We start from the raw sequence: 19,085 nt of genomic DNA on the forward strand, positions 1-19,085 counted from the left end.
TTTCTAAAGCCCGAAGAACGCGGGCATTGGCGCGCAGTTTCCGGGTTCATCTGGCGCGGGTCTGCCTATAGTTGCAGCGGTGAAATGGTCTGCCCAGTGGCTGGCAGTCCATGCGCCCGCCCCGGAGATCGCCATGTCGCCCCTTATCCCCCTGCCCCCCCTTGCCTCGTTGCACCGCTTGATGCGGGCTTGCCTGCCACCACCGCTGCGGCGCAGCTTGCTGTGCACGACCCTGGTGCTGGCGGGTTTGGGGGCAGCTCTGTGCGGCGGCCCCGCCCGGGCGCAGGCAGCGGCGGATCCGGCTGTCGATCTGGCGCCGCTCACGCAGCGCTGGCTGGACGATGCGCTGGCGCGCAACCAGCCTGGCGGCTTGCCCTTGCGCATGGAAGTCAGCGTGGGCCAGCTCGATAGCCGGCTGCGCCTGGCGCCCTGCGCCCGTGTGGAGCCCTACTTGCCGGCGGGCTCACGCCTTTGGGGGCGCACGCGCCTTGGGCTGCGCTGTGTGGAAGGGGCCGCAGCCTGGAATGTTTTTCTGCCGGTGAGCATCAAGGCCTTTGGCCCGGCCTGGGTGCTCAACAGCAATGTGGCGTCCGGAGCCGAGCTGACTGCGGCAGATGCCAGCGAAGCCGAGGTGGACTGGGCTGCTGAAGCCGCGCCCGTTCTGGCCAACCCCGACCAATGGGTCGGGCAGGTGGCGTCCCGCCAGTTGATGGCGGGGCAAGCGGTGCGCCAGTCCATGGTGCGGGCGCCCAGCGTCTTCCGAGCGGGTGCGCAGGTGCGGGTGGTGGCCCAAGGCCCGGGTTATGCGGTGACCTCATCGGGCCAGGCCATGTCGAACGGAGCCGTGGGACAGACTGTCCGCGTCCGCATGGGTAATGGGCGGTTAGTCTCAGGCATTGTGAATGATGACGGGACGATCAATGCATCTCTTTGATGTGTCTTTGGCCAGAAATGGCTAAAGTCTCACTCAAATGGGTCGAAAACATTGCTACTGTGCCCCACATCAAGCGGGGTGGTGGAGAGAGCGATGAAAATTGGTCAAAAACCGGAACTCCCGGGCGCACTAGCGCAGACAGGGCTGTCCAAACAAGCAAAAGCCCCAGCCGTGGCAGAAGAGTCGGCAAAAAGCGCGGTTTCCGCGTCGGCCGCTGGCGTGCCTGTAACGGTTTCCACGAGCGCTCGAACCCTTGCACAAACTGCGCGAAGCGTGGGAGATTTTGACGCGGGCCGGGTCAAGGCTGTGAAAGCTGCCATCGATCAAGGCACCTTCACCGTGGATGCCGAGGCCATTGCCGACAAAATGCTGTCCAACGCCCAGGAAATTTTCTCCCGCTCCCGCGGCTAACCCGTTTTCCATCCTTAGCGCTTTCACCCGCACACAGGGCACCATGCAGCTGGAAGACGCACTCTCCGCAGTAGAAAAACATCTGGATGGCGTTTCTGCAGCGCTGTTGGCTGCAGACCCGCAAGCGCTGGAGTCGGGCAGCGCCCAGCTGCGCAACGCATCCGCGCAGCTTTCACAGGTCATGGCGCAGATTCAACGGCAGGGTGCCCTGCCTGCCGCCATGCAAAAGCGTCTGCAGGCCGTCGGCGCCATGCTGGCTGTCCAGCGTGAAAGCCTGGCCCGTCTGGCGGCCATTACCGACAGGCAAGTCGCAGGATTGTTGCCTCCCGCAGATGCGGCTGCCACCTATGGCCGCGCGATGGGGGGGCGCAACGCGGGAAGCGTGGCCCGTATTTACCGGTCTGCCAGCTGAAAAGTCGCACAAAAAGTGCATGCGGCGCAATGAGCGCCACAACCCCTTCCATCGAAATTCCAGCGCTCAGTGGCTGCGCATTTTGGCGCGAAGACGGGCAATCGACTGGCTGTGCAGCTGGCACACCCGTGATTCCGTGACACCCAGCACCGCCGCAATTTCTTTCAGGTTCATGTCATGCTCGTAATACATGCCCATGATGTGCTGTTCGCGCTCGGGCAGGCTCTGGATGGCCTGGACCAGGGAAGAACGAAGGCGGTGGTCGCGCAATAGTTCGAGAGGGTCGGCGTCGCTGTCGGCCGCGTGGCGGTCCAGAAAGCCATCCTCGTCATCATTGCCGTGGGTCATGTCTTCCAGATACACCAACTGGGTGCCGCGCACCTTGCCGAGCAGGCTCTGGTATTCGGCCAGGGCCATGCCCATGTCGGCGGCAATTTCCGACTCCAGGGGGCTGCGGCCCAGTTTCTGTTCCAGCCGTCGTACAGCGTGCTCGATGTCTTTCTGGCTTTTGCGGGAGCTGCGGGACATCCAGTCGCCCTCGCGCAGCTCGTCCAGCATGGCGCCGCGGATGCGCTGGGTGGCAAAGGTTTCGAACTGTGCTCCTTGGGTGGCCTCGTAGCGCGAAAGCGCCTCCGCCAGGCCCATCATCCCCACCTGGATCAGGTCGTCCACCTCCACATTGGGAGGCAGCTTGGCAATCATGTGGTGAGCGATTCGTCGAACCAGCGGTATGTGCTGGCGAATCAGCGCATCACGGTCGAGCTGGCCTTTGGCGGTATACATCAGATCAGTGGCTCCGAACACCATGTGAAGGCAGGCCGGTCAGGTTGTGGATAGGCATTGCTGACATCGTTCCACCGATGGTGCCCGCGTTTTCCAGTAGTTGCAAGGCCAGGCGCTGCATATCCTGGCTATTGTGGGCGGACAGGGTGGTGGTGCGCACCCGCCCCCCCAGGTGGCGGTCTGCGCATTGCTGCAAGGTGCGCAATGCACCCGCTGCTTGGGTGCGCTCCGGTGCGCTGTTTTCCTGCAATACTGCAGCCACGGTACAAGGCAGGCCGGCATGCAGCGCGATCTGCTTGAGGGTTTGGTAGCTCGTCAGCACGCCTGCTGCTCCCGGCGGCATCATGACCAGCGGCGTGGTGGCCGTGTGCGTGAGCAGCGGGCCGAGTACGCTGGCCGGGGCGTGAAGAACCAGCAGCCCGTAGGCGCGGAAATAGGGCAGCAACCCTTGCAGCGGAGCGGTGTCGGTTGCCCGGGCGATGCGCGCCAGTTCGGGCAGGCCTTGGGCGGCAGGGATGACAGCCAGGGACGAGGCGATGTCCCCCAGGTTCAGGCTTGCGCCCTCGTGCCACGGCGCCTGGCTGAGCAGGTGGTGAAGCCCCGGAGATGCCTCTGTCTCATAGGCCGTGCCATCCAGCACCACCACCGGGTAGCCCAGGCGTTGCAGACTGGCGCACAGTTGCCAGAGCACCTCCATGCCGGTTTCCGCTTGCCCCTGGCTGGCCACGGCCAGCACGCGCAATTCGGACTGCGGTGTGAAGCTGAGCAGGCCAGCACCCTGGTGAAAGCTGACGTCAAGCATCCACAAGCCCCCGTTCGGTCATGGTGTCGGGCGAGTGTGAGAAAAAGAAGTTCAGGTCGGTCGCCTTGGGGTCGAACGCTGACTTTGTCGGCGCGCGCATCGATGTGCTGATGAGCTGGTGCGCATCGGCCGTATCCCAGTCTTCGGGAACGCGCTGGCCATTGGTGATGCCGCGCAGCACCATCTGGTGGCGGATCAGCGCATCCAGCGCGGGGCCCAGCTTGACGGCTTCGTCCACCTTGGAAAGGATGGCCTGCTGCGATCCGCTGGTCTTGAAGGCGGTGAGCACATCGTCGAGCGTGTCGCCGTGGCAGCCGGCGTTCAGCACCAGCAGGCGATTGACGTTGGGCAGGTCCAGCACGTCCAGCATGTCGCGCTTGCGCGGATCGCGCGGCGCCACGCCCGTGGTGTCGATCAGCACCATCTTCTTGCCGCTCAGCAGTCCGAGCAGGTCTTGCAGCGCGGCGCGGTCGTGGGCCAGGTGGGCCACGATGCCCAGCATGCGCCCGTAGGTGCGCAGTTGCTCATGGGCGCCCACGCGGTAGGTGTCCAGCGTGATAAGGCCCACACTGGCAGGTCCGTGGATGCGTGCGCAATGGGCGGCCAGCTTGGCCGTGGTGGTTGTCTTGCCCACACCGGTCGAGCCCACCAGTGCAAAGATGCCGCCTTCTTCATACAGCGGCGGCGCGTGCATGTCGGTCTTGAGGTTGCGCTCCAGCACCTCCATGAGCCAGCGCACCGATTCGGCCGCCGACAGCTCTTCGGGCATGCGCTCCAGGATGGCACGCGACAGGGCAGGCGAATAGCCGGCGCGGATCAGTTTGAGCATCAGATTGGACTGGATCGGGTTTTGTTTGGCCTGGCCCAGCCACGAGAGCGTGTTGAACCGGTCTTCAATCAGCTCCTTCATGGCCTGCAGCTCGTTCATCAGGCTTTGCTGGCCTGCCGAGGATGCGGGTGCGGCTGCCTGGGCCATCGGGGGCTCCGGGCGGCGACGGGGCGCGGGCTCTGCGGGGCGCTCCATGGGCGCCGCACGCAGCGGGTTGTGGCGGGCCACCTGCATCGGCGCCTGCGGGGCGGGCATGCGCTCGCGATCGGAAGTGGGGTCGCGGCTGCGATCCGTGAGCGTGGGCGTTTCGGCTGGGCCATTCAGCGCCTCATGGCGGCGCCGCAGCATGCGCTCGCGCACATAGTCCTGAAAAGAAAGTGTGCTCATCGCCAGCTGTTCCGTGTCTTCTTCCACCGGGTTGCGCGCGGCGGGTGCCGGGCGGGCGGCGCGTTGCGCGGCGGGAGTCAGATGCGTCTGCATGCCCGAGGCGGCGCTGCCGCTGTCCAGGTCCGACAGGGTGTCTTCGGCGGTGGCCACCACCTCCACACCATTGGCCGTGGGGCGGTTGGACAGGATGAGCGTGCCTTCGCCAAACGCCATGCGCGCTTTGGCCAGGGCCTCCCGTGACGTGGGAGCGTGAAAGCGTTGGATGTTCATGCGGATGCACCTTTGAGGATGGGCCCAATACGGATGGTGTGGGTCTCGGGAATTTCACTGTGCGCCAGCACCTGCAGGCGCGGCGCTACGCGGCGCACCAGCCGGGAAATGGCGGTGCGAATCTGGTCGGGCACCAGCAGGCAGGCGGGCAAGCCCATCTCTTCCTGCTTGAGCGCCACTTCGGCCGCTTTTTGCGTCAGGATGTCTGCCACGCCGGGGTCCAGGGCAGGGCCGGCGGCATTGCCCAGGGCCTGCACCAACAGGCGCTCCAGCCCGGGTTCGATGGCGATGACGTTGAGTTCGCGCGTCGGGCCGTAGATTTGCTGCACGATGGCGGGCGACAGCGCAATGCGCACCCGCCGCGCCAGTTCTGCCGGGTCCGAAATGCTGACGGCGTGCTCGGCCAGCGTCTCGATGATGGTGCGGATATCGCGAATGTGCACAGATTCTTCCAGCAGCAGCTGCAGGACTTTCTGGAACGTTGCGATAGAAACCATTTTCGGGACCACTTCTTCGATGAGCTTGGGGGCCAGCTTGGCCACATGCTCCACCAGCTGCTGGGTCTCTGTCCGGCTGAGCAATTTGGCGGCTTGCACTTGCATCAAGTGTGACAAATGGGTGGCCATCACGGTTTCTGAATCAACCACGGTAAAACCCGCCATTTGTGCCGCTTCCTTCTGGCGTTCGTCGATCCAGTGCGCGGGCAGCCCGAAAGCGGGGTCGGTGGTGGGGGTGCCGATCAGCGGCGTGGTGATGCCGCCGGGGTTGATGGCCAAAAACATGCCGGGGAACGCCTCGCCTTCGCCCACCACCACGCCACGCAGCGTGATGCGGTAACCGCTGGGCTTGAGCTCCAGGTTGTCGCGCACATGCACGGCGGGCGGCAGAAAGCCCACCTCTTGCGCAAACTTGCGGCGCACGCCCTTGATGCGGGTCAGCAGGTCGCCCTGGCGGCTTTTGTCCACCAGCGTGATCAGCCGGTAGCCCAGCTCCAGCCCCAGCAGGTCCACCGGCTGCAGGTCGTCCCAGGTGGCTTCGCCGTCGCTCACGGGGGCGGGCGGGGTCTCGACGGCTGGTGGCACCTTCTGGCGCTCGTGCAGCACCCACGCGCCATAGGCCAGCAGCCCGCCCATGGTCAGGAACACGATGTGCGGCATGCCGGGAATCAGCCCCAGCAGCAGCAGGATGCCGGCGGTCACGCCCAGCACGCGCGGCGACAGGAACAGTTGCTCCACGATCTGGCGGCCCATGTCATGGTCTTTGCCCACGCGCGAGATCACCATGGCGGCCGCCACCGAAATCAGCAGGCCAGGAATCTGGGCCACCAGTGCATCACCAATGGCCAGCAAAATGTAGCTGTCGGCGGCCTGCTTGGCCGACAGGTCGTGCTGCAGCACGCCAATGGCAAAACCGCCCACGATATTGATCAGCAAAATCAGGATGCCGGCCACGGCATCGCCGCGCACAAACTTGGAGGCGCCGTCCATCGAGCCGAAAAAGTTGGCTTCCTCGGCCACTTCGGCGCGGCGACGCTTGGCTTCTTTCTCGTCAATCAGGCCGGCGTTCAGGTCGGCATCCACCGCCATCTGCTTGCCGGGCATGGCATCCAGCGTGAAGCGGGCCGACACCTCGGCAATGCGCTCGGCGCCCTTGGTCACCACCACGAAGTTGATCACCACCAAAATGGCGAACACGATCAGGCCCACGGCAAAGTTGCCGCCAATCAGGAAGTGGCCAAACGCCTCGATCACGGCACCCGCCGCGCCGGGGCCGGTGTGGCCTTCCAGCAGCACCACGCGGGTCGAGGCCACGTTCAGCGACAGGCGCATCAGCGTGGTCAGCAGCAGCACCGAGGGAAAGGCCGCAAAATCCAGCGGGCGCAGCATGTATGCCGCCACCATCATCACCATCAGCGCCACCGCGATATTGAGCGTGAAGAACGCATCGAGCAGCCACGGCGGGATGGGCAATACCATCAGCGCCAGGATGGCAACCACCAGCAAAGGGGCCGACAGGCCCTGCAACGCGCCGGCGTTGCTGCCCGCCCATTGCCGAAGAGAGTTTACGGAGGTGTTCATACGGCAGGGCCTTGCGGTGCCACCCGGTTCAGCGGGTCGAGCTCAGGGGGAACATGGGGCTGCACCATCGCGTCGGGCATCTTGCCCTCGCCACGCAGGGCGGCCTTGAGGCGGTACACATAGGCTAGCACCTGGGCCACCGCCGTGTACAGCGTGGCGGGAATGGCCTGGTCGAGTTCGGCATGGGCATACAGCGCGCGCGCCAGCATGGGCGACTGCAGCACCGGCACGCCGTGGGCGCCGGCCAGATCGCGAATCTTCAAGGCGATCAGGTCGGTGCCGCGGGCAATCACCTGCGGGGCGCTCATGGACTGTTCGTCGTATTTCAGGGCGACGGCATAGTGCGTGGGGTTCATCACCACAAAATCGGCCTTGGGCACGGCGCCCACGCTGGCGCGGTCGGCCATTTCGCGCTGGCGCTGGCGGATGCGGCCCTTGGTGTGGGGGTTGCCGTCCGACTCTTTATGTTCCTGCTTGACTTCTTCGTGCGACATCTTCAGCCGCGACTTGAAGAAATATGCCTGCAGCGGCACATCGATCACGGCCGCCAAAAACACCACCAGCAGCAGCAGGCTGGTGCCGGAAATCATCCACTGTGCAACATGGCGAAGTGCGAGCGGCGAGGGTTGCAGCACCAGCATGGCCACGCTGTGGATGCTGTTGCCCATGAAATTCCACGCCACGAATGACAGGATCGCGGTCATCAGCACCATCTTGGCCACGTTGGCTATCTGCTGCTTGGAAAACAGGTTGGCGGCCCCGGAGATCGGGTTGAGCCGGCTGAACTGCGGCGCGATGGGCTTTGCGCTGAAAATCCAGCCGCCCGCACCTATGGCGCTGAGCAGGGCCGCGCCACCCGTCAGCACGGCAAACACCGTGCTGGCCACCAGGCCCACCAGCACCATGTCATTCAGGCGGGTGAGCATGCTGCCCGTGGCCATCACGGTGGCTGCATCGAAGCTCAGCTGCTGCTCCATGGCGCGCTGCATGTGCTCCATTAATTCAGGGGTCAGCACCATCAGGCAGCCGGCCCCGGCGCCCAGGATGGCCAGGTGCGAGAGATCGCGCGAGCGGGCGCCCTGGCCGTCTTCACGCGTTTTCTGGAGCTTTCGCTCGGTCGCGGGGAGGCTTTTTTCTTGGCTGGATTCCATGGTGGCATGACGGTGGGTGCCATGCCATTGTCGTGAGCGACCTGGAAATCTAAAGCCCGATAAGAGGCCCGCTGGGCCTGCTTATCGGGTGGCGCAGGTCAGAAACCCAGGCTTGCCAGCAGGTCATCCACCTGCGACTGGTTGGTCACCACGTCGGGCGTGTGCTCGGGGTCCACCACCGGCCCCGCCAGATGAGCGCGCGGCGCCTCTGGCGGCGCGGCCTGCACGTTGGGCGGCGCGGTCTGGATAAGCAACTGCACCAGTTGCTGCTCAATCGTTGCCGCCAGATTCACCACGCGGGCAATCACCTGGCCCGTGAGATCGTGGAAGTCCTGCGCCATCATGATCTCGGTCAGGTGCTCGTCGGCCTCGGCGGTCACGCGCTCCACATCGGTGAGAAAGTTCATGATCTCGCCCTTGGCCACCGCCGCTACCGGGTCTTTCACCAGCGACGTGACCACCCTGCGGGTTTCTTTGGCAATGAAATCGTGCTGCGCCTTGGCCTGCTCGACGCGGTTGAGCACCTTCTCGGCCGCTTCCCCGGTAAGCCGGGCGATATACGACAGCCGGCTTTGCGCATCGGGCAATTCGCCCATGGAACCGCGCAGCTTCTCGGCATAACCCAGCTCGTTCAGCGAATCGTGCAGCTGGCGCGTCAGTTGGCCGATCTTGTGGTGAACGGCGGCAGAGTCTGCCGAAGAGTTTTCGGTGGGCTCCATGGCGTCATAACCCCATCTTCTTGAGAATCAGGGTGACCTTCTCCTCGAGGGTCGCCTTGGTAAATGGCTTGACGATGTAGCCCGCTGCGCCACCCTGGGCGGCGGCCACGATGTCTTCCTTGCGCGCTTCTGCCGTCACCATCAGCACAGGCAGGTGCTTGAGTTTTTCGTCCTTCTTGATTTCCGCCAGCAACTGAAAGCCGTTCATGTTCGGCATGTTGATGTCGGTGACCACGAAGTCAAATTTGCTGTTGCGCAGCTTGTTGAGCGCGACCACGCCATCTTCGGCCTCATCGGCGTCGGCAAATCCGCTTTCCTTGAGCAGATTGCGAACAATGCGTCGCATGGTGGAAAAATCGTCAACGATCAAAAAGCGAAGGGCGGTGGTCACAGGGGACCCTTTCGGTCGAAATTGGCTGGAGGTATTGTCATAGAGTGCAGGTTGTGTGACAAGTCGTAACGCAAGTCGCAATGATTACCTGCCGGGCTCGGCATTTTCCTGCTTTTCTTCCATCAACTCGGTGGAAGTGACGGTAGGAATGCTTTTTCCCATGAGTCTCTCTTCGGCCTCACGCGTCAACACCGTGATGGTGATGCGCCGATTGGCAGGGGCGCGCGGATTGTCGGGCTCCAGCAAATCGCTGGCGGCCAGGCCTACGACCCGGCCCAGTTTAGCGTCTGGCATGCCCGCTGCAACCAGTTCGCGTCGCGAGGCATTGGCCCGGTCGGCCGACAACTCCCAGTTGCTATAGCCCCGGTCGCTGTTGCCATAGGGCGCGGCGTCGGTGTGGCCGGCCAGGCTGATGCGGTTTTCCACCCCGCCCAGCGCCGCGCCAATTTCGCGAAGAATATCGCGCATGTAGGGCTTGACCAGGGCGCTGCCACTGTCAAACATGGGGCGGTTCTGGTTGTCCACAATCTGGATCTGCAGGCCGTCCGGCGTGACATCGATGCGGATCTGCGACTTGTATTCGTTGAGCCGCGGGTTCTCAGTGATCATGGCGTCTATCTTGGCCCGCAAGGCCTTGATGCGCGTGGCGTCCTGCTTGGCGCGCTCGACACGGGCCGTGTCAATGCTCATGCGGCGCTCCTTTTCCTGCTCAACGTTAGATCGCTTCACCTGCCCGTGCACCTTGGTCAGATCGGTGCCACCGCCCGGAATCACACTGGAGCTGTTACCCGCGCCGTCACCGCCCGCCATGGCCACCTTCAGCGGCGCGCTGAAATAAGCGGCAATGCCCTGCAGCTCGCCCTGGGCGGTCGAGCCCAGCAGCCACATCAGCAAAAAGAAGGCCATCATGGCCGTCATGAAGTCGGCGTAGGCAATCTTCCACGCCCCGCCATGGGCGGCATGGCCGGTCTTCTTGACGCGCTTGATGATGATGGGCTGGAGTTTTTTTTCTGCCATGGCGTGGTGTTCTGGCGCGGCGCGCGCTTACTTCCTGCCCTTCACATGGCTCTCCAGCTCCAGGAAGCTGGGGCGGTCACCAGAGAAAAGCACCTTGCGGCCAAACTCGATGGCCGTGGCCGGGTTGTAGCCCTGCATGCTGGCCAGCAGCGTGTTTTTGATGCACTGCAGCTCTTTGGCCGCATCGTCGGCTTTTTGCTCCACCAGCCCTGCCAGCGGCTCCACAAAAGCATAGGCCAGCAAAATCCCCAGAAAGGTCCCCACCAGCGCCGACCCGACCATGCCGCCCAGCACCGACGGCGGCTGGCCCACCGATCCCATGGTGTTCACCACCCCCAGCACGGCGGCCACAATGCCGAAGGCCGGCAAGGCACCGGCCACACGGTTGAGCGCCGCCACCGGCGCATGGGCCTCCTGGTGGTGGGTGTCGATCTCGCTGTCCATCAGCGCCTCGATTTCATGCGAATTGAGGTTGCCCGACACCATCATGCGCAGGTAATCGGTCATGAACTCGATCACATGGTGGTCGCTGCCCACCGTGGGGTATTTGGTGAATATTTCAGACTCTGCCGGCGCCTCCACATCCTTTTCAATCGCCATCAGCCCCTCTTTGCGGGCCTTTTGCAGGATGTCATAGAGCATCGCCATGAGCTCCATGTAGCGCGCCTTGGTGTATTTGGACCCCTTGAGCGCCACAGGGATGGCCTTCATGGTGGCCTTGATCACCTTGGGCTGGTTGTTGACCACAAAAGCCCCCACCGCCGCACCGCCGATGGTGGCCATTTCAAAAGGCAGCGCCTTCAGCACCACGCCAATGGCCCCGCCATGCAGGATGAACACGCCAAAGACGCAGACCAGGCTGACGATGTAACCAATGATGACGAGCATGGTGGGGATTCTGGCAGAGTCCTTGGCGCCCATAAGCGCGAACAAGGCCCGCTTGGGCCGCCAGATTGCGCTGCTGGAGCATGTTGGCCACTGCCAGCGCTTGCACTGCCCGATGCAAATCCGCGTCACCCGTCGCCCTGCGCCCCGAACGTTTTGGTGACCGCCCCTCGGTTGCGCCGGTTTGACTCCCGCTCCCGCCGGGAGAGGGCGGGGTGAGGGCTTGCGGCTTGACCAAGCCAAAAGCGCGCACAACACACAAAAAGTTACGCCAGCCCTAAAGTTTGTTGCGCATGGGGCCGATAACCCAAGCAACAGGGAACAAAACCCCTGCCCCCGAAAGCAAACCCCGCAAGCAAAAGTGAGGCGCCAACGGGTTGGGCGGCCAGCGTGGGCTGGCACTGGATACCGACAGCAATACCGCGCGTTCGGACTTTCGTTACACAAGGAGCTATCACCATGGCACAGTTCATCAACACCAACCTCACATCGCTCAACACGCAAAACCAGTTGAACAAGTCGCAGGCCGCGCAATCCACGGCCATGGAGCGCCTGTCTTCCGGCCTGCGCATCAACAGCGCCAAGGACGACGCCGCCGGTTCGTCCATCGTCAACCGCTTCACCGCCCAGATCAAGGGCCTGAACCAGGCCAGCCGCAATGCCAACGACGGCATCTCGCTGTCCAAGACGGCGGAAGGCGCGATCGGCGAAGTCAACAACAGCCTGCAGCGCCTGCGCGAGCTGGCCGTGCAGTCGGCCAACGGCACCAACACCGGTGTGGACCGCAAGGCCATCGCGGCCGAATCCAAGCAGCTGCTCGAAGAAATCAACCGCGTCTCCAGCACCGCCAACTTCAACGGCTCCAAGCTGCTTGATGGCTCGTTCAAGACCCAGTTCCAGGTGGGCGCCAATGCGGGCGAAACCATCAGCGTGTCGATTGGCCGCATGGACACCAAAACGCTGGGCAGCGCTTCTACGGCCGCCGTCAACTCCATTGGGCAAAAGGCGCCTAAAGCGTTGAGCAGCAATGATTTGGTGATCAACGGCGTGGCCATCGGTGCCTCGTCCACAGTGTCTGACACGGCGTCATTCACCAGCAAGGATTCCAGCGCCATTGCCAAGGCCGCTGCCATCAACGCCAAGTCGGCGCAGACTGGCGTGACCGCCCAGGTCAATGCCAATGAGGTGGGCGGCAGCGCCATGACGGTAGGGGGTGCTGCTACCGCCGCAGGCAACATCACCCTCAACGGCGTTGATATTGCTGTGAACACCACTGCTAACGACAGCGCAACCACCCGCGCCAGCATTGCTGCAGCGATCAACGCCAGGTCCCAAGAAACCGGCGTGACAGCCGAAGACACGGGTCTGGACAGCGGTGGCATCAAGTTAACGGCCGCGGATGGTCGCAATATCACTTTGAAGGCGAGTGCCGCTGGGTTGACCGCCGCTAACACCGGCTTGGCGCTTGACGCAACGTCCACTGACGATGTGACCTTCGCCGGCTCATTCACCTTGGTATCTGACAAGCCCATTACCGTTACCAGTGGCTCTGGTGACCTGACGAACTCGGGGTTGCGTGCGGGCAGCTACGACGCCCAGGTGGCCTCGGCTTCGGGTGTGGCGGCTACAGCGGCGCTGGCTACCAATGCCACCACAAAAATTGCAGCCGGTGACTTCGCCATCAACGGTCAGTTGGTAGGTGCGTCTCTGACAACTTATGACACGGCGTCGTACAACGCCAAGGACAGCAGCGCCATCTCGCGGGCCGCTGCCATCAATGCGATCAGCGACAAAACCGGCGTGACTGCAACAGCCAATGCGAACGAAGTGGCGGGAGTTGGTGCGGGGGGGATGACCGCCGCGGATGGTGACGCGACGCTGACGATCAATGGCGTGACCACAGGCACCATCACCGTTTCTGGAAGCGCAACCAATGCAGAGAACCGCGCTGCAGTGATTACGGAGATCAACAAGTTTTCAGCCCAAACTGGCGTGGTCGCGGTAGACGACGAGGCCGAGGGCGTGAAACTTGTGGCTGCTGATGGTCGCAACATCACCGTTACGCAAGATAGCGGAACCGCTGCGCTGACGGCTGATTCTTCGGGGTTAAATGCTGCATTTTTGACAGACGTCGCAGCGGCAAGTGCGACCGCAGCTCAGAAAAATGCTGCGACTTTCACCGCTAGCGTCACCCTGACATCGGTCAGCGAATTCACCATTGACAAGGGCACCAACACCCCGGCGGTGCTGACGGACAGCCTGGGCATGGGTGTTGGCACCTACGGCGCCGGCCGCAGCGGCCAGTCGCTGGACACCATCGACCTGTCTACCCAGGAAGGCGCCAGCGCCGCCCTCAAGGCCATTGACAACGCCATGGCCACGGTGGACTCGGCCCGTGCCGACCAGGGTGCGGTGCAAAACCGCTTTGACTCGGTGCTCAGCAGCCTGGCCTCGACGTCGGCCAACCTGACCGACGCCCGCAGCCGCATTCAGGACGCTGACTTTGCCGCAGAAACCGCCAATCTGTCCAAAGCGCAGGTGCTGCAGCAGGCAGGTGTGGCCATGCTGGCGCAAGCCAACCAGCTGCCGCAAAACATCCTGTCGCTGCTGCGTTAAGCACGGTTGGCAAAGGGCCGGGCCGCAGGGCCTGGCCCCGGGGTTTAACGGTAAAGCGGCGCGCGGCCTGTCCGCACGCCGCTTTTCAAGCTTTATGGCCGCCGTCGTCCTGTCATGATGGCGGTTCTGGCAAGGGCGCAGGCAGGGCATCACCGGAGGTCACATCATGGCAATCACTTCAGTCGGTTTGGGCAGTGGCCTGGACGTGAACACCATCGTCACGCAACTGCGCAGCATTGAAGAGCGGCCGCTGACGCTGCTGCAAAGCAAAGCGTCGCTGGTGGACACCAAAATTTCGGCCTATGGCCAGGTGCAGTCGCTGTTTTCTGGTTTGGCCGATGCGGCATCCAAGCTGTCGCAGTCGTCCACCTGGACGGCGCGCACGGTGACTTCGTCCAACAGCGCGGCGGTGTCGGCCTCGGCCTCCAGCGGCGCGGCTGTCACCTCGTTTTCGGTCGAGGTGACCCAGCTGGCGCAGGCGCAGGTGTCGGCCTCTACCGTGTTGCCGGCGGGCAAAAACCTGGGCGGCGGCACGCTGACCTTGCAGCTGGGCACCTGGAGCGACGACGCAGCCGAGCCGTTTGGCAAAAAGTTTGTGCCTGGCGGCGCCGCGGCGGTAGATATCAAGATTGATGCCGGCTCCAGCCTGTCGGGCGTGGCCGCACAAATCAACCAGTCCAAGGCGGGCGTGACGGCCACCGTGGTGGCGGGCACCGGGGGGCCGCAGTTGCTGCTGAAGTCCGCCAGCACCGGCGAGGCCATGGGTTTTCAGATGACCACGGCCGATGCCGCCGACCCGCCGCTGCAGGCTGACGAGGTGGCCCTGAGCACCCTGGTGCTGGACCAGGGCGCCAGCAGCATGCAGTACGCCACCGATGCCAAGGCCGCCATCAACGGCATTGCCGTGCAGTCGGCCAGCAATACGCTGAGTTCTGCGGTAGAGGGTATGACCTTGACGCTGAACCAGAAAACCACCGCCGGCGCCCCGGTACAGGTGGATGTGAAGGACGACACCGCATCGATGCAGAAGGCGGTGGAGGGCTTTGTGTCGGCCTACAACGCGGCCAACCAGATGATCACCAACCTGACGGGCTACGACAGCACGGCCAAGGCCGGCGAGGGCGGCTCGCTGCTGCAGGGCGACTCGACGGTGCTGGCGCTGCAAAACCAGATGCGCCGCATGGTGGGCGATGCGGCGGGTGCCGGCGGCGTGTTCGGGCGCTTGTCGGACATTGGCATTGGCGTGCCCAAGAGCGTGGGCGGCAAGGTCACGTCAACCAATCTTGAAATCGACAGCAGCAAGCTCAAGGCGGCGCTGGCCGATGTGGGCGCCGTGCGCTCGCTGTTCACCGCCAGCACCGATGACGCGGCCACCGAGGGGGTGGCGTTGAAGTTCAAGCGCATGACCGATGCGGTGCTGGGTACGGGGGGCACGTTTGCTTCCAAGTCGGAGGCGCTGAATAACCAGAAGACGACCCTGACCAAGGAGCAGGAGCGTGTGACGGCCCGGGTGGACAACTGGGAAGCGCGCATCCGCAAGCAGTATTCGGCGCTGGACGCGACGATGAACAAGATGAATTCACTCAACAGCTACATCACTCAGCAGGTCGAGCAGTGGAACAAGCCCACCCAATGATGGCGCGATGGGCGCTCAGCCGAAAGCGCAGAAGTTTTTGGCAAAAAACCTTGAGTTTGGCGCCGCACAGCCGATAAATACAACAAGAACAACCCGCTATGGATGCCACCGTGTTTACTCCCGCCTTCTCCCGTGCTGCCACTGCATACCAAGCCTCCAGTGTGGAAACCGTGGTGCAAAGCGCCAGCCCGCACCAGCTGATCGTGATGCTGTTCGATGGCCTGCTCCAGGCCGTCAACCACGCCAGTGGCGCGCTGCAGCGCAAGGACATCGCCACTTTTGGCCAGCAGGTGGGGCGTGCGGTGCGCATTCTGGATGAGGGCCTCAAGGGCGGGCTGGACATGCAGCGCGGGGGCGAGGTGGCAGCCAACATGCGGGCCCTTTATGACTACTGTGTGCGCCGCCTGACCCAGGCCAATCTGCACAACGATGCCGACGCGCTCGCCGAGGTGGTGCGCCTGATTGCTCCCGTGGCCGACAGCTGGAAGCAGATTGGCGACCAGGCCGCCGCCATGGCGCCCGAGCCGGTGGCTGCCCCCGTGGCGATGCGCCCCGCCGTGACCTCAGGCATGGCGCTGCGCCGTATGGTGTCTGCCGGTGCTGCGGCTTATGCCCAGGGAGCCTGATGTGCTGATTGACTACTACAAGGCCATTGAAGACAGCAGCCTCAAGATGCTGGAAGCTGCCCGCGCCAAAGACTGGGATGGCGTGGTGCGCTACGAGAGCGCTTGCGCCGTGCTGATCGAGCAGCTGCGTTACGAGGCACAAGCGCAGGACCTGCCGCCCGAGCAGCGCAAGGAAAAGACCCGCATCATGCAGCGCATCTTGCGCAACGACGCCCAGATCCGCTGCCTGGCCGAGCCCTGGCTGGCGCAGGTGGAACACATGTTTGAAGGCCAGTCGCAGATGGTGCATTGAGGCACCGGGTTTTGAGGGGCCGGCCCTGCAACGGGGTTGGCTGGTGTCTTGCCAATTTTTGCCAAAGTTTCTATGCTTTGTGCATGAGCACGATGAATATTTCCTTGCCCGACGCCCTCAAGACCTTTGTGGACGAACAGGTTAGCCAGCGCGGCTACGGCACCAGCAGTGAATACATGCGGGAGTTGATCCGCAAGGAGCAAGACCGGCTCCAGCTGCGCGGCTTGCTGCTGGTGGGCGCGGCATCTGCGCCCACGGCCCCGGCCGATGCGGCTTACTTTGGCGGTCTGCGCGACCGGGTTCGCAAGGCGGGCCAGTCTGGCGTTCGGGGGTGATGCCCAAGCCCGTTATCCCGCGTGCGCAGGCGCACCGCGATGTGGACGACGCCATCGCGTATTACCTGAGTGAAGATGCCGAGCAAGCCGCGCTCGGATGGATTGATGCCTTGGAGCAGGCCTATGCCCACATCGGCCGCCACCCTGCAACGGGTTCGCCCCGCTATGCACATGCATTGGGCATTCCAGGGCTGCGCTCCTGGTCGCTGGCGCGGTATCCCCATGTGGTGTTTTATGTTGAACGCGCCGACCACATTGATGTCTGGCGGGTGTTGCACGGCCGACGCGATATACCCGCGTGGATGCAGGAGCCCGACGAGTTTGGTACTTGAGGCGTTTACACCTGCATGTTCATGATGTCGGTATACGCCTGCACCATGCGGTTGCGCACATGCAGCGTGGCCTGAAAACCGATTTGTGCTTTCTGGATGGCCACCATGGTCTGCTCCAGGCTGACGGAGGGGTTTTCCATCTGCACTTCCTGCTGCAGGCCGGAGGCGTGGTTCTGGGCCGCGCTGACCGATTGCAGTGCGCCTTTGAGCGCCCCCGAAAACCCGACCTCGTTGCCTTCGGCCTGGGGCGCTGCGGCACGGCGCGCCAGGCCGGCACCCGACAGGGGGGCGGTAGAGCTTGAAATGCGGAGGTCCATGGCGGTGTGGGGCGGGAAGGGGGGATGGCGCAATACTAGGCCCTGGGGCGCCGGCCATCCGGGGGAATTGATGGTCAAATGCGCGGCTTATCCAGCGAACGTCCGGGTGATGCGCCCGAATAATCGAGTCAACGCAAGGTGCGCCCGCCGTGCCTGCCCTACTGGAAAGCGAAATGTCTGCAGTTGCTGAAATCCCCGTCACTCCCCCTGCAAGCTCTGGCTGGCTGCCGCGCCTGTCGGCGCTCGACCGGGCGCAGCGCATGCGGCTGGGCGTGGGCGTGGCGCTGCTGGTGGCGGTGGCCGTTGCGGCCATTGTGCTGGGCCGCCAGCCCGATTACCGGGTGCTATTTGCCAATCTGAATGACAAGGATGGGGGCGCCATCGTGGCGCAGCTGTCGCAGATGAACGTGCCCTACAAGCACGCCGATGGCGGCGGCGCCATTTTGATTCCGGCCGACCGCGTGCACGACGTGCGCCTGCGCCTGGCCACGCAGGGGCTGCCCAAGGGCTCGGTGGCCGGATTTGAGCTGATGGAGTCGAGCAAGTTTGGCATGACGCAGTTCCAGGAGCGGCTGAATTTTCAGCGCGGGCTGGAGGGGGAGCTGACCCGTTCCATCCAGGCGCTGTCGTCGGTGCAGGGCGCGCGCGTGCACCTGGCGCTGCCCAACCAGAACGGGTTTTTTCGGGAGCAGCAAAAGCCTTCGGCCTCTGTGCTGGTGAGCCTGCACCCGGGCCGCGTGCTCGACCGGGCGCAGCTGGCGGGCATCGTGCATCTGGTGGCGTCGAGCGTGCCCGAGCTGGCGCCATCGGCCGTGAGCGTGCTGGACGATACGGGCAAGCTGCTGTCGCAGTCGCCCGACGCCGCATCGGGCACCGGCGTGGATGCGCAGCAGCTGCTGTATGTGCAGCAGCTGGAGCAGCAATACACGCGCCGCATCATGGAGATTCTGGAGCCCGTGGTGGGGCGCAACAACGTGAAGGCGCAGGTGTCTGCCGAGGTCGATTTCACCCAGACCGAGTCCACCTCTGAGCAGCACCGCCCCAATCTGGCTACCGATGCCAGCGCCATCCGCAGCCAGCAGGTGGTGGAAAGCAATGGCCCCCAGGGCGGCGCGCTGCCCACTGGCGTGCCCGGCGCCGCCTCTAACCAGCCGCCCGCGCCGTCTGCCGCGCCCATCAACGGCGCCAATCCGCCGCTGGCCGCTGCCAACGGCCAGCCGCAGGGTGCCCTGGGTGCTGGGGGCAAGCGCGAGTCGACGATCAATTACGAAGTCGACAAAACCGTCCGCGTGACGCGGGGCGGCAGCGGCGCCGTCAAACGCCTGAGTGCGGCGGTGGTGGTGAACTACCAGTCGGCCGAAGACAAGGGCAAGACCGTAGCCAAGGCGCTGACGCCCGAGCAGCTGGAGCAGATGACGGCGCTGGTGCGCGAAACCATCGGGTTCAACAAGGAGCGCGGGGATTCTGTCAACCTGATGAACACGCCGTTCCAGGTGGATGTGGCGCCGGTCAACGATGTGCCGCTGTGGAAGCAGCCCGAAATGCTGGACCTGGCCAAGAGCTTTGCCTGGCCCGTGGGTGCGGTGCTGTTTGCGGCCCTGGTTTTGCTGGGGCTGGTGCGGCCGGCCCTCAAGGGCGCGGCGCGGCCCCGGGCCATTGCGGTAGCCGGTGGCACGCTGGACGCCCTGGAGGCCGAGCAGCCCGAGCGGCCCGCCTTGCCGGCGCCGACCAGGAAGGATGAGCTGCTGCCGGTGACGCCCGAGCAGATGCAGCTGGAAGATGCACGCCGGCTGGCCAAGGAGAACCCCATGGCCGTGGCCAATATTCTGAAAACCTGGGTGAACGGCGACCCCGTCTGAATC

General features: G+C 63.9%; 20 protein-coding genes. 10 read left to right on the forward strand and 10 right to left on the reverse strand.

The genetic code is table 11. The annotated features are described in order from the left end of the window. Positions 1-181 precede the first annotated feature (181 nt). The 3 genes from flgA to J8G26_RS10900 all read left to right on the forward strand — a co-directional run bounded on the left by flgA (position 182) and on the right by J8G26_RS10900 (position 1,757). Positions 182-934, forward strand: a complete 753-nt coding sequence (flgA, locus tag J8G26_RS10890; protein ID WP_087743606.1) for a flagellar basal body P-ring formation chaperone FlgA — start codon at positions 182-184, stop codon at positions 932-934. Between the two features lie 93 nt (positions 935-1,027). After that, positions 1,028-1,345, forward strand: coding sequence for a flagellar biosynthesis anti-sigma factor FlgM (gene flgM, locus J8G26_RS10895; protein ID WP_087743609.1), 318 nt, complete (start codon positions 1,028-1,030; stop codon positions 1,343-1,345). A gap of 43 nt (positions 1,346-1,388) precedes the next feature. Next, entirely contained in the window at positions 1,389-1,757 is a 369-nt protein-coding gene (locus J8G26_RS10900; protein ID WP_210568933.1) for a hypothetical protein, read from the forward strand. Between the two features lie 66 nt (positions 1,758-1,823). Here J8G26_RS10900 and J8G26_RS10905 read toward each other — a convergent pair whose 3' ends face one another. The 9 genes from J8G26_RS10905 to motA form a co-directional block, all read right to left on the reverse strand. Continuing rightward, positions 1,824-2,540 carry an RNA polymerase sigma factor FliA gene (locus tag J8G26_RS10905; RefSeq protein ID WP_087748145.1) on the reverse strand — a complete coding sequence of 239 codons (717 nt, stop codon included), beginning with the start codon at positions 2,538-2,540 and terminating at the stop codon, positions 1,824-1,826. A gap of 4 nt (positions 2,541-2,544) precedes the next feature. Continuing rightward, the gene (locus J8G26_RS10910; RefSeq protein WP_210568934.1) at positions 2,545-3,342 is read right to left on the reverse strand and encodes a hypothetical protein; all 798 of its coding nucleotides are present in this window, start codon (positions 3,340-3,342) and stop codon (positions 2,545-2,547) included. Beyond that, complete coding sequence (gene flhF, locus J8G26_RS10915; RefSeq protein WP_087743615.1) at positions 3,335-4,828, reverse strand: flagellar biosynthesis protein FlhF; 1,494 nt, start codon at positions 4,826-4,828, stop codon at positions 3,335-3,337. The genes J8G26_RS10910 and flhF overlap by 8 nt, the downstream gene beginning before the upstream one ends. Then, the gene (gene flhA, locus J8G26_RS10920; RefSeq protein ID WP_210568935.1) at positions 4,825-6,906 is read right to left on the reverse strand and encodes a flagellar biosynthesis protein FlhA; all 2,082 of its coding nucleotides are present in this window, start codon (positions 6,904-6,906) and stop codon (positions 4,825-4,827) included. The genes flhF and flhA overlap by 4 nt, the downstream gene beginning before the upstream one ends. Then, positions 6,903-8,057, reverse strand: a complete 1,155-nt coding sequence (locus tag J8G26_RS10925) for an EscU/YscU/HrcU family type III secretion system export apparatus switch protein (RefSeq protein WP_210568936.1) — start codon at positions 8,055-8,057, stop codon at positions 6,903-6,905. Before J8G26_RS10925 ends, flhA begins: the two co-directional genes overlap by 4 nt. A 98-nt stretch (positions 8,058-8,155) precedes the next feature. Next, entirely contained in the window at positions 8,156-8,776 is a 621-nt protein-coding gene (locus tag J8G26_RS10930) for a protein phosphatase CheZ (RefSeq protein WP_210568937.1), read from the reverse strand. Positions 8,777-8,780: 4 nt separating this feature from the next. After that, positions 8,781-9,167 (reverse strand): chemotaxis response regulator CheY, encoded by a 387-nt coding sequence (gene cheY, locus J8G26_RS10935; protein ID WP_210568938.1) that lies wholly within the window; start codon positions 9,165-9,167, stop codon positions 8,781-8,783. Positions 9,168-9,251: 84 nt separating this feature from the next. Further along, positions 9,252-10,184: a flagellar motor protein MotB gene (gene motB, locus J8G26_RS10940; protein ID WP_210568939.1), complete on the reverse strand. Its 933-nt coding sequence runs from the start codon at positions 10,182-10,184 to the stop codon at positions 9,252-9,254. A 27-nt stretch (positions 10,185-10,211) separates the two neighbouring features. After that, positions 10,212-11,072: a flagellar motor stator protein MotA gene (gene motA, locus J8G26_RS10945; RefSeq protein ID WP_210568940.1), complete on the reverse strand. Its 861-nt coding sequence runs from the start codon at positions 11,070-11,072 to the stop codon at positions 10,212-10,214. Between the two features lie 456 nt (positions 11,073-11,528). Between motA and J8G26_RS19550 the strand changes: the two genes are divergently transcribed. The 6 genes from J8G26_RS19550 (at position 11,529) to J8G26_RS10975 (ending at position 16,906) form a co-directional block, all read left to right on the forward strand. Next, positions 11,529-13,685, forward strand: coding sequence for a flagellin (locus tag J8G26_RS19550; protein WP_210568941.1), 2,157 nt, complete (start codon positions 11,529-11,531; stop codon positions 13,683-13,685). Between the two features lie 166 nt (positions 13,686-13,851). Next, positions 13,852-15,321, forward strand: a complete 1,470-nt coding sequence (gene fliD, locus J8G26_RS10955) for a flagellar filament capping protein FliD (RefSeq protein ID WP_210568942.1) — start codon at positions 13,852-13,854, stop codon at positions 15,319-15,321. Between the two features lie 98 nt (positions 15,322-15,419). After that, the gene (gene fliS / locus J8G26_RS10960) at positions 15,420-15,947 is read left to right on the forward strand and encodes a flagellar export chaperone FliS (RefSeq protein WP_246881350.1); all 528 of its coding nucleotides are present in this window, start codon (positions 15,420-15,422) and stop codon (positions 15,945-15,947) included. Beyond that, on the forward strand, positions 15,931-16,239 hold the full coding sequence (locus J8G26_RS10965) for a flagellar protein FliT (RefSeq protein ID WP_210568943.1): 309 nt from the start codon (positions 15,931-15,933) through the stop codon (positions 16,237-16,239). The genes fliS and J8G26_RS10965 overlap by 17 nt, the downstream gene beginning before the upstream one ends. Before the next feature lie 83 nt (positions 16,240-16,322). Further along, positions 16,323-16,574 (forward strand): type II toxin-antitoxin system ParD family antitoxin, encoded by a 252-nt coding sequence (locus tag J8G26_RS10970; RefSeq protein WP_210568944.1) that lies wholly within the window; start codon positions 16,323-16,325, stop codon positions 16,572-16,574. Further along, a complete protein-coding gene (locus J8G26_RS10975; protein WP_210568945.1) occupies positions 16,571-16,906 on the forward strand; it encodes a type II toxin-antitoxin system RelE/ParE family toxin in 336 nt (111 codons plus the stop codon). Before J8G26_RS10970 ends, J8G26_RS10975 begins: the two co-directional genes overlap by 4 nt. Before the next feature lie 5 nt (positions 16,907-16,911). On the opposite strand, the gene fliE is transcribed toward J8G26_RS10975, so the two are convergent. Continuing rightward, complete coding sequence (gene fliE / locus J8G26_RS10980; RefSeq protein ID WP_210568946.1) at positions 16,912-17,223, reverse strand: flagellar hook-basal body complex protein FliE; 312 nt, start codon at positions 17,221-17,223, stop codon at positions 16,912-16,914. Between the two features lie 173 nt (positions 17,224-17,396). Between fliE and fliF the strand changes: the two genes are divergently transcribed. Beyond that, on the forward strand, positions 17,397-19,082 hold the full coding sequence (gene fliF / locus J8G26_RS10985) for a flagellar basal-body MS-ring/collar protein FliF (RefSeq protein ID WP_210568947.1): 1,686 nt from the start codon (positions 17,397-17,399) through the stop codon (positions 19,080-19,082). The last annotated feature ends 3 nt before the right edge of the window (positions 19,083-19,085 follow it).

The organism is Acidovorax sp. JG5 (genome assembly GCF_017939685.1).
GTDB lineage: Bacteria > Pseudomonadota > Gammaproteobacteria > Burkholderiales > Burkholderiaceae_C > Acidovorax.

What these genes read in the sequence shown, in the direction of transcription:
- flhF (WP_087743615.1), bottom strand. Translation starts at nt 4,828, where the DNA reads ATGAACATCCAACGCTTTCACGCTCCCACGTCACGGGAGGCCCTGGCC.
- J8G26_RS10965 (WP_210568943.1), top strand. Translation starts at nt 15,931, where the DNA reads ATGCCCAGGGAGCCTGATGTGCTGATTGACTACTACAAGGCCATTGAA.
- J8G26_RS19550 (WP_210568941.1), top strand. Translation starts at nt 11,529, where the DNA reads ATGGCACAGTTCATCAACACCAACCTCACATCGCTCAACACGCAAAAC.
- J8G26_RS10925 (WP_210568936.1), bottom strand. Translation starts at nt 8,057, where the DNA reads ATGGAATCCAGCCAAGAAAAAAGCCTCCCCGCGACCGAGCGAAAGCTC.
- J8G26_RS10970 (WP_210568944.1), top strand. Translation starts at nt 16,323, where the DNA reads ATGAGCACGATGAATATTTCCTTGCCCGACGCCCTCAAGACCTTTGTG.
- fliE (WP_210568946.1), bottom strand. Translation starts at nt 17,223, where the DNA reads ATGGACCTCCGCATTTCAAGCTCTACCGCCCCCCTGTCGGGTGCCGGC.
- J8G26_RS10900 (WP_210568933.1), top strand. Translation starts at nt 1,389, where the DNA reads ATGCAGCTGGAAGACGCACTCTCCGCAGTAGAAAAACATCTGGATGGC.
- J8G26_RS10930 (WP_210568937.1), bottom strand. Translation starts at nt 8,776, where the DNA reads ATGGAGCCCACCGAAAACTCTTCGGCAGACTCTGCCGCCGTTCACCAC.
- fliS (WP_246881350.1), top strand. Translation starts at nt 15,420, where the DNA reads ATGGATGCCACCGTGTTTACTCCCGCCTTCTCCCGTGCTGCCACTGCA.
- flgM (WP_087743609.1), top strand. Translation starts at nt 1,028, where the DNA reads ATGAAAATTGGTCAAAAACCGGAACTCCCGGGCGCACTAGCGCAGACA.
- motA (WP_210568940.1), bottom strand. Translation starts at nt 11,072, where the DNA reads ATGCTCGTCATCATTGGTTACATCGTCAGCCTGGTCTGCGTCTTTGGC.
- J8G26_RS10905 (WP_087748145.1), bottom strand. Translation starts at nt 2,540, where the DNA reads ATGTATACCGCCAAAGGCCAGCTCGACCGTGATGCGCTGATTCGCCAG.
- fliD (WP_210568942.1), top strand. Translation starts at nt 13,852, where the DNA reads ATGGCAATCACTTCAGTCGGTTTGGGCAGTGGCCTGGACGTGAACACC.
- flhA (WP_210568935.1), bottom strand. Translation starts at nt 6,906, where the DNA reads ATGAACACCTCCGTAAACTCTCTTCGGCAATGGGCGGGCAGCAACGCC.
- motB (WP_210568939.1), bottom strand. Translation starts at nt 10,184, where the DNA reads ATGGCAGAAAAAAAACTCCAGCCCATCATCATCAAGCGCGTCAAGAAG.
- flgA (WP_087743606.1), top strand. Translation starts at nt 182, where the DNA reads ATGCGGGCTTGCCTGCCACCACCGCTGCGGCGCAGCTTGCTGTGCACG.
- J8G26_RS10910 (WP_210568934.1), bottom strand. Translation starts at nt 3,342, where the DNA reads ATGCTTGACGTCAGCTTTCACCAGGGTGCTGGCCTGCTCAGCTTCACA.
- fliF (WP_210568947.1), top strand. Translation starts at nt 17,397, where the DNA reads ATGTCTGCAGTTGCTGAAATCCCCGTCACTCCCCCTGCAAGCTCTGGC.